This is a genomic window from Vibrio variabilis, assembly GCF_003263785.1.
Classification (GTDB): Bacteria; Pseudomonadota; Gammaproteobacteria; order Enterobacterales; family Vibrionaceae; genus Vibrio; species Vibrio variabilis.
The window spans coordinates 34,989-43,745 of record NZ_JYJK01000127.1 but is presented as its reverse complement, the minus strand read 5'-3'; the positions used below and the strand labels follow the sequence as shown (position 1 = coordinate 43,745).

Genomic DNA, 8,757 nt, shown 5'->3' with positions numbered 1-8,757 from the left:
TTTGATGTTTTCCCAACACATCCCTCAAGTGCGGAGCGCATCATAACAAACTGCGCATGGCTGTAAACCCTTTTTTGCTGATTTTGAACTGAATGATGCCTTTTTGGGCAGAGAAGGCTAAAAAGCGTGTTTTTAGTCATTATTATTTATACAGCAGAGGGTTATAGTGATTGTACGCGTCATCGTGAAAGAGGGATTAAGCTTAAATGTAAATGGAATCCCCGCGATAGATTTACACTTCTTGACGTTACACGGCGTATAACTCGTTAAAATAACCTAAGTTTTTACACGATAAGACACATACAATGAAAAATAAAACCATAACGGGCTTGCTCGCACTGTCTATTCTATGTGCCTCTCCAGCAAGTCTTGCCAACAGGAATTTTGGCGCCAAGGCAGTGTCGGTGGTGACCGAACCTGTTGCTATCCACCAAGTCTCGCAATCGCTTTCTCTCGTAGGCAAACTTGAAGCTGACGAATCTGTCATTATTGCGTCTGAGGTGAATGGCATTGTTGATAGCATTCAAGTGACGGCTAATCAAACCGTAGAAAAAGGTCAACTGCTGGTTCAGCTTAATGATGACAAGGCGCTCGCTGCTGTCGCAGAAGCTAAAGCTTATGTTCGTGACCAAAAACGTATTCTTGCTGAGTTTGAACGCTTAGTGGATCGCAACGCGATCACGAAAACCGAGATCGATGCCCAAAAAGCGGTGGTTGAGATTGGTAACGCGCGTTTAGATGCCGCTAACGCGAACTTAAACGACCTCTACATAGAAGCCCCATTTGCTGGCACCGTAGGTTTGATCGATTTTAGTCGAGGTAAACTGGTGAATGTGGGTACTGAGCTGCTTACGCTGGATGATCTTTCGGTTATGCAGCTAGATCTTCAGGTTCCTGAAAGCTACTTGCCAATGCTAGAGAAAGGCATGGCGGTCACAGCGCGAACTTCTGCGTGGGGAACACGCGTATTTACTGGCAAAGTGATCGCTATTGATACTCGCGTTAACCAAGAAACGCTTAACCTTCGCGTTCGTATCCATTTCGACAACGAGGAAGCGCGCCTTAAGCCTGGTATGTTAGCTCAAGCGCGTATGGAATTTCCACCTATTGAAGCGCCAATCATTCCTGTTCAAGCGTTGGAGTATTCCGGTACTAAGCGATATGTCTACGTAGTTGATGAAAATAACAAAGCGCACCGCACAGAAGTATTTCTTGGTGCCCGTGTCGGCAACCAGGTGGTTATCGAAGAGGGGTTAGAAATTGGCAAGCGTATCGTTGTTCAAGGTATTGTGAACATGCGTGATGGCGTGTCCGTTTCGGAAGTCGATGCAAGCGGCCGACCTGTCGGTGGCAAAGGCGGCAAACCTGAGGGTGTGACCAAGCCTGAAGAGAAGGAAACCAACTAATGTTGTTATCTGATGTTTCTGTAAAACGTCCGGTAGCCGCGATCGTACTTAGCTTACTGCTTTGTGTATTTGGTCTGGTTTCTTTTAGCAAACTGGCCGTGCGCGAAATGCCGGACATCGAAAACCCTGTGGTGTCGATTTCTACTCGCTACGACGGTGCATCGGCGACCATTATTGAAAGCCAAATTACTTCAGTCATTGAAGACCAATTATCGGGCATTAGTGGCATCGATGAGATTGAATCGACCACGCGCAACGGCAGCTCTCGTATTACTGTAACCTTTGAACTTGGTTATGACTTGAATTCTGGCGTCAGTGATGTTCGTGACGCGGTAGCAAGGGCGCAGCGCTCACTGCCGGACGAAGCAGACGACCCGTTGGTATTCAAAAATAACGGCAGCGGACAAGCCTCTCTCTACATCAACCTTAGCTCCTCAGAGATGGATCGCACTCAGCTTACCGACTACGTAAATCGTGTATTGGTTGATCGCTTTAGTTTGATTTCCGGTGTGAGCTCGGTAGATATTTCTGGTGGTTTGTATCAGGTCATGTACGTCAAGCTTAAGCCTGCTTATATGGCAGGGCGCGGCGTGACAGCATCGGATATTACGGCGGCTTTGCGAAGTGAAAACCTCGAAAGTCCCGGTGGCGAAGTTCGAAATGATGCGACGGTAATGTCGGTACGTACTGCGCGTGCCTATAACACGCCGATTGACTTTGAATACCTAGTGGTTAAGCGTGCTAGCGATAACACACCTATTTACCTTAAAGATGTGGCAGATGTTTACGTAGGGGCAGAGAACGAGAACTCGACGTTTAAAAGTGATGGTGTCGTGAACGTGAGCATGGGTATCGTGCCGCAGTCAGACGCAAACCCGCTCGAAGTCGCTGACTTGGTTCATAAAGAAGTGGAACGTATGCAGCAGTTCCTTCCTGATGGAACGCGACTTGCGATTGACTACGATTCTACAGTGTTTATCGACCGCTCCATTTCTGAGGTATATAACACCCTATTTATCACCGGCGGTTTGGTTATCTTAGTACTGTACATCTTCATCGGACAGGCGCGTGCAACGCTCATTCCTGCTGTGACGGTGCCAGTGTCTCTGATTTCATCGTTTATCGCAGCATACTTCTTTGGGTTTTCCATCAACCTCATCACACTAATGGCACTGATCTTATCGATTGGTCTGGTGGTGGATGATGCCATCGTTGTGGTTGAGAATATTTTCCACCACATTGAGCGCGGCGAATCTCCGCTACTCGCGGCGTATAAAGGTGCTCGTGAAGTCGGGTTTGCGGTAGTAGCGACAACACTAGTACTGGTGATGGTGTTCCTGCCGATCTCCTTTATGGACGGTATGATTGGTTTGCTGTTTACCGAGTTCTCGGTGTTGCTGGCGATGTCGGTGATCTTCTCCTCGCTGATCGCACTTACGCTAACGCCGGTTCTGGGCAGCACTATTTTGCGTGCTAACGTTAAGCCGAACCGTTTTACTCAGTTCATTGACCGTGGCTTTAAAAAGCTGGAGGGTGGTTATAAGTCATTGCTGGCGAAAGCGTTGAAATGGCGTTTATTAGCACCAATTGTGATTGTGGCTTGTATTGGTGGTAGCTTTCAACTGATGCAGCAAGTACCAGCGCAGCTCACACCATCCGAAGACCGTGGGGTGATCTTTGCCTTTGTTCGCGGCGCGGATGCGACCAGTTACAACCGCATGGCGGCGAACATGGATGTGGTGGAAGAGCGATTGATGCCACTGCTGGGTCAAGGCTTCTTAAAGTCGTTCAGCATCCAGTCACCAGCGTTTGGCGGTCAGGCCGGCGACCAAACCGGTTTTGTCATCATGATCCTTGACGATTGGAATGATCGCGATGTTACGGCGCAGCAAGCGCTTGGTGAGGTACGTAAAGCGCTCGCTGGTATTGCCGATGTGCGCGTATTCCCATTCATGCCAGGCTTTAGAGGCGGTTCGAGCGAGCCAGTGCAGTTTGTTATTGGTGGTTCCGATTACTCAGAGCTACAAATGTGGGCGGATAAGTTAGAGCAAGCTGCGGAGCAGTCACCTTATATGGAAGGTGCAAACACCAACTACTCAGAAAAAACGCCTGAGCTGGTGGTAAGTATCGACCGTGAACGTGCGGCAGAGCTTGGGATCAGCGTTTCAGATATCTCAGATACGCTGGAAATCATGCTTGGCGGTAAAACGGAAACCACCTATGTTGATCGCGGCGAAGAGTATGATGTTTACTTGCGCGGCGATGAAAACAGCTTCAATAACGCCAATGACTTAAGTCAAATCTACATGCGTACTAAGTCTGGTGAACTGGTGACCCTGGATACGGTCACCAAGATTGAAGAAGTGGCGTCATCGATTCGTTTGTCTCACTATAACAAGCAAAAAGCGATCACGATTACCGCTAACCTTTCCAATGGTTACACCCTAGGCGAAGCGCTGGACTTTATGGACAGTCAGGCTATCGAGATGCTGCCGGGTGATATTTCGGTGAGCTACGCGGGTGAGTCTAAAGACTTTAAAGAGAACCAATCGAGCATTCTCGTAGTGTTTGGTTTAGCGCTCTTGGTGGCTTACTTGGTACTGGCGGCTCAGTTCGAGAGTTTTGTTAACCCACTTGTGGTGATGTTCACCGTACCTATGGGTGTATTTGGTGGCTTCTTAGGATTAGTCATCATGCAGCAAGGTCTAAACATCTACAGTCAAATTGGCATGATTATGCTTATCGGTATGGTGACCAAAAACGGTATCTTGATTGTTGAGTTTGCTAACCAACTTCGTGACAAAGGCATCGAGTTTGAAAAAGCCATTATTGATGCTTCGGCACGACGTCTGCGCCCAATTATGATGACGGCATTTACTACGCTAGCAGGTGCCATCCCGCTCATCCTTTCAACGGGGGCGGGTTACGAGAGCCGAGTAGCCGTTGGTACGGTCATCTTCTTCGGTATGGCGTTTGCGACCTTAGTTACCTTGTTCGTTATCCCTGCGATGTATCGCTTGATATCAGCGCGTACTCAATCGCCAGGTCACGTTGAGGCTGAGCTCAATAAAGCGCTTAGTCATGACGTGAAAGCGCGAACCAGTCATGGTGAGTTAAACGACGTATAGGTCATAAATGCCTAGTTTCGACTGGGCATTTTTTTGTTTGTTGGTTAGGATGGAGGAAGAAAAACCAACAATAAAAGGAAAGTAGAGTGGCTGATTTCAAATATAAAGATCTACCTCAAGAGCAACAAGATAAGCTCGACGCTGCGGTATTTCGTCGCCTTCTAGAGCACCTAGACAGCAATAAAGATGTGCAAAACATCGACCTTATGATTTTGGCAGGCTTTTGCCGCAACTGTTTTAGTAAGTGGTACAAAGCTGAAGCAGAAACCGCTGGATTGGACTTAGACATTGATGACGCTCGCGAACGTGTCTACGGCATGACCTACGATGAGTGGAAAACCAATCATCAACCTAAGGCGACACCAGAGCAGTTAGCCGCGTTTGAAGCAAGACAAGCAAAGAAATAGTCTTGGATTCATCAAGATACAAAAAAGGCTTGGTCAATGACCAAGCCTTTTTTACGATTTAGCGTAGTACGGTAGCTAAAGGTTAACTACAGAACCATCGCTGCAATCCAACCAAATACGATCAGTGGGATGTTGTAGTGGATAAAGGTAGGTACCACGGTTTCCCAAATATGCTCGTGCTGACCATCTGCATTTAGACCCGATGTTGGACCTAAGGTTGAGTCAGAGGCTGGCGAACCGGCATCGCCAAGTGCAGCAGCGGTACCAACCAGTGCAACTGTTGCCATTGGGGAGAAGCCAAACGCGATAGCCAGTGGTACGTAAATCGTTGCGATAATTGGGATGGTCGAGAACGAAGAGCCGATACCCATAGTCACCAGTAGACCAACAATAAGCATCAGTAGCGCTGCCAGTGGCTTGTTATCACCAATGCTAGTAGATAGCGCTTCAACCAGCGTTTCAACGCCGCCAGTTTGCTTCATCACAGCTGCAAAGCCTGCCGCTGAAATCATGATAAAGCCGATCATCGCCATCATGTGAACACCTTTAGTGAACACGTCTTGTGTCTCTTTCCATGCGATCACGCCACCGAAAGTAAACACCATGAAGCCTGCGAGTGCACCAATGATCATAGAGCCAGAGGTTAGCTGAACTGCAAGCGCAGCAACGATACCCGCTAGAGCGATAACAATGTTCTTCTTATTGATGTGCGAAGGCTCTTCATCAATTTGAGTTAACTCGGTTTCTGCGTATTCGCGAGGCTTACGGTAGCTAAAGAAGATAGCCAGTAGTAGACCTGTGATCATACCTGCCGCTGGAAGCAACATCGCCATTGGCACTTGCGCTGCTGTGACTGACTCAAGGCCATTGTCGTGCAGGTTTTTAAGTAGAATGTTGTTTAGGAAGATGCCACCAAAACCGACTGGCAATACCATGTAAGGCGTCACAAGACCAAAAGTCAGCACACACGCCACTAGACGACGGTCTAGCTTAAGTTTTGCAAATACGCCCAGCAAAGGTGGAATCAAAATTGGGATAAAGGCGATATGAACTGGAATGATATTCTGAGATGACATAGTCACAAGGATAAGTGCAACCAGAACCGCATACTTAAGGCCAGTCGTGCCAGCTGAGCTCTCTTTGCCGTGGATGCGTTTAATAACGCTCTGTGCAAGTAAATCGGTAATGCCAGATTTAGAAATAGCGACAGCGAAGGTACCTAACATTGCGTAGCTAAGTGCGATCGTTGCGCCACCACCGAGACCACCTTCAAAGGCACCTACAGCTTCGGTTAAAGACATACCAGATACGACGCCACCAACAATGGCACTGAAAGTTAACGCAACGACAACGTTAACGCGCATCAGTGCGAGCAGCAGCATGATGCAAACGGAAATAACGACAGGATTCATAATCATCTCTAAAAAATGTGTGTTTGTTTATTCTTGGTTGTCGTCAACAACGGGCCAGCCACCAAGTGCCTTCCATTTGTTGACGATTCGGCAAAACAGCTCAGCCGTCTTTTGAGTGTCGTAAAGAGCCGAGTGGGCTTCCTTGTTATCGAACTCCATTCCTGCAACTTTACAAGCTTTTGCCAATACCGTTTGACCGTATGCGAGACCGCTCAGTGTGGCGGTATCAAAGGTAGCAAACGGGTGGAACGGAACGCGCTTAAGTTTGGCGCGTTCATTCGCCGCACTCACAAAACTGTGGTCGAAATTCGCATTGTGCGCCACCATGATGGCGCGGTTGCAACCGTGTTGCTTTTGCTCTTTTCGAATCACTTTGTAGATTTCTTTTAACGCTTCTTGTTCCGACACCGCGCCGCGAAGTGGGCTGAATGGGTCGCGAATACCGTTAAATTCCAGCGCTTCCTTTTCTAAGTTCGCGCCTTCGAATGGTTCAATGTGATAATGCATCACAGTGGCAGGTTCAAGGTTACCTTCGTCGTCCATCTTTAAAGTGATGGCACAAATTTCCAGTAACGCATCAGTGCTAGCATTAAAACCTGCTGTTTCCACGTCGACAACAACGGGAAGATAACCACGGAATCGCTTTTTTAGGGTAAGTGCTTCGTTTTCTACAGACATGTTTGAGTTTTCAAATGTGACGAAGCGGGCATTATTGCAGATTCTGTCAGCATAAAAAACCAAACTGCACATTTAATTTGCCATCTATACGGCTATTGATAGTGAGCGTTCATCACTTTGACTCAACAGTTACGGCTTATTTAAGAAATTGGTTGAGCAAGGGCGGTATGAAAAGCAGTCAGAATCCGTCTTGTCTGAGACGCGCCTTCATAAAACTAGCACTTCGCTTTTCACCAGCGCTATGTTGGCGGGGAAATTGCAATGACCTATATGGAGATCCATCTAAATGCGTTAGCGGCAAGGACATGCCGCTAACGTAAATGCTATCGAGTTATCTATCTGTATGAAATTAAAAGCTTTACTTACCACATTACTCCTACCTACGCTGACAATCCCCTTAGCGGATGCGGCAATGGAAAAGCGCTATGTGGCAACACCCACCCAGTCGCAGTGGGAAATGGTAAGTAACACACCGCTTGAATGCCGACTTGTTCATCCGATCCCAAATTTTGGCGATGCGGAATTTGTCGCGCGCGCCAGTAAAAAGAAGAACCTCGATTTTGAACTTAAAATGCGCCGCTCGATGGGAGAAACGCGCAACGTAAGTTTAGTGTCGATGCCACCACCATGCGTCCGGGTGACAGTGCTGACCGCATCACCAACTTGCAGTTCTTTAAACAGTTCGACGGCTACGTTGGCGGGCAGGCCGCTTGGAGTATTTTGAGTGAGCTAGAAAAAGGTCGATACCCAACGTTCAGTTATCAGGACTGGCAAAGCCGAGACGAGCGTATTGAAGTGTCGCTATCTTCTGTGCTGTTTCAAGCTAAATACAATGTGTTTAGCGATTGTGTCGCCAATTTGCTGCCATACAGCTTTGAAGACATTTCCTTCACCATTTTGCACTATGACCGCAACAGCGAGCAGCTCAATAAAACCTCGCAACACCGCTTACAGCAGATTGCTGAGTACGTGCGCTATAACCAAGATATCGACTTGGTCTTAGTGTCGACGTTTACTGATTCTTCGGAGTCGAAGAGTGAGAGTCAGCAGTTATCGGAAAAACGCGCGACAATTTTGCAGGACTATTTCCATTCTTTAGGGTTACCTAAAGATCGCATTCAGGTGCAAGGTTATGGTAAGCGTCGTCCGATTGCGAGTAATGCATCGCCAGTGGGCAAAGCGAAGAACCAAAGGGTGGTGATTTCGTTTGGGCGGACTGAGGTTTAGGGGGAGGACTTTAGAGTCTTAGAAGCCAGTGGTTAATGTCCACTGGCTTTCTTATTTCAGCTCGGCTAAATCAACGCTTAACCTTCAAGGCCAGCACTCGCTTGCTTGTTTTGAATCAGCTCAATCATGTAGCCGTCTGGGTCTTTGACGAAGGCGATTTGAGTAGTGCCACCTTTTACTGGGCCTGGTTCGCGGGTGACGTTGCCGCCTGCCGCTTTGATGGCGTCGCATGTCGTGTAGATATCATCTACACCGATGGCGATGTGACCATACGCACTACCTAGATCGTATTCGGTGACGCCCCAGTTGTAAGTCAGTTCAATCACAGCACCTTCAGACTCATCACCAAAGCCAAGGAAGGCTAGGGTGTATTTGTATTCGGTGTTTTCATTTTTGCGCAGCAAGTTCATACCAATGACGTCGGTGTAGAACGAGATAGATTTATCTAGGTCACCTACACGTAGCATAGTGTGAAGGATACGGCCGTTAGACATAACAT

Annotated in this window: 6 protein-coding genes and 1 pseudogene; 4 read left to right on the top strand and 3 right to left on the bottom strand. The window is 47.7% G+C overall.

Annotation, left to right across the window (positions count from 1 at the left end):
- Positions 1 to 305: 305 nt before the first annotated feature.
- The 3 genes from TZ48_RS21015 to TZ48_RS21005 all read left to right on the top strand — a co-directional run bounded on the left by TZ48_RS21015 (position 306) and on the right by TZ48_RS21005 (position 4,941).
- The gene (locus tag TZ48_RS21015) at positions 306 to 1,406 is read left to right on the top strand and encodes an efflux RND transporter periplasmic adaptor subunit (RefSeq protein WP_112480534.1); all 1,101 of its coding nucleotides are present in this window, start codon (positions 306 to 308) and stop codon (positions 1,404 to 1,406) included.
- Entirely contained in the window at positions 1,406 to 4,534 is a 3,129-nt protein-coding gene (gene vexH / locus TZ48_RS21010) for a vibriobactin export RND transporter permease subunit VexH (protein WP_112480533.1), read from the top strand. Before TZ48_RS21015 ends, vexH begins: the two co-directional genes overlap by 1 nt.
- 86 nt (positions 4,535 to 4,620) lie before the next feature.
- Positions 4,621 to 4,941, top strand: coding sequence for a DUF1244 domain-containing protein (locus tag TZ48_RS21005; RefSeq protein ID WP_042502329.1), 321 nt, complete (start codon positions 4,621 to 4,623; stop codon positions 4,939 to 4,941).
- An 86-nt stretch (positions 4,942 to 5,027) separates the two neighbouring features.
- Here the strand turns inward: TZ48_RS21005 and TZ48_RS21000 are convergent, their stop codons facing one another.
- Both TZ48_RS21000 and rnt read right to left on the bottom strand, forming a co-directional pair.
- Positions 5,028 to 6,353 carry a Na+/H+ antiporter family protein gene (locus TZ48_RS21000; protein WP_112480532.1) on the bottom strand — a complete coding sequence of 442 codons (1,326 nt, stop codon included), beginning with the start codon at positions 6,351 to 6,353 and terminating at the stop codon, positions 5,028 to 5,030.
- A 27-nt stretch (positions 6,354 to 6,380) separates the two neighbouring features.
- Positions 6,381 to 7,031 carry a ribonuclease T gene (gene rnt / locus TZ48_RS20995; protein WP_112480536.1) on the bottom strand — a complete coding sequence of 217 codons (651 nt, stop codon included), beginning with the start codon at positions 7,029 to 7,031 and terminating at the stop codon, positions 6,381 to 6,383.
- Between the two features lie 343 nt (positions 7,032 to 7,374).
- Between rnt and motY the strand changes: the two are divergent.
- Positions 7,375 to 8,258 (top strand): annotated as a pseudogene (gene motY, locus TZ48_RS20990) (flagellar protein MotY).
- Between the two features lie 77 nt (positions 8,259 to 8,335).
- On the opposite strand, the gene gloA reads toward motY, so the two are convergent.
- Positions 8,336 to 8,752, bottom strand: a complete 417-nt coding sequence (gloA, locus tag TZ48_RS20985) for a lactoylglutathione lyase (RefSeq protein WP_042502321.1) — start codon at positions 8,750 to 8,752, stop codon at positions 8,336 to 8,338.
- Between the last annotated feature and the right edge of the window lie 5 nt (positions 8,753 to 8,757).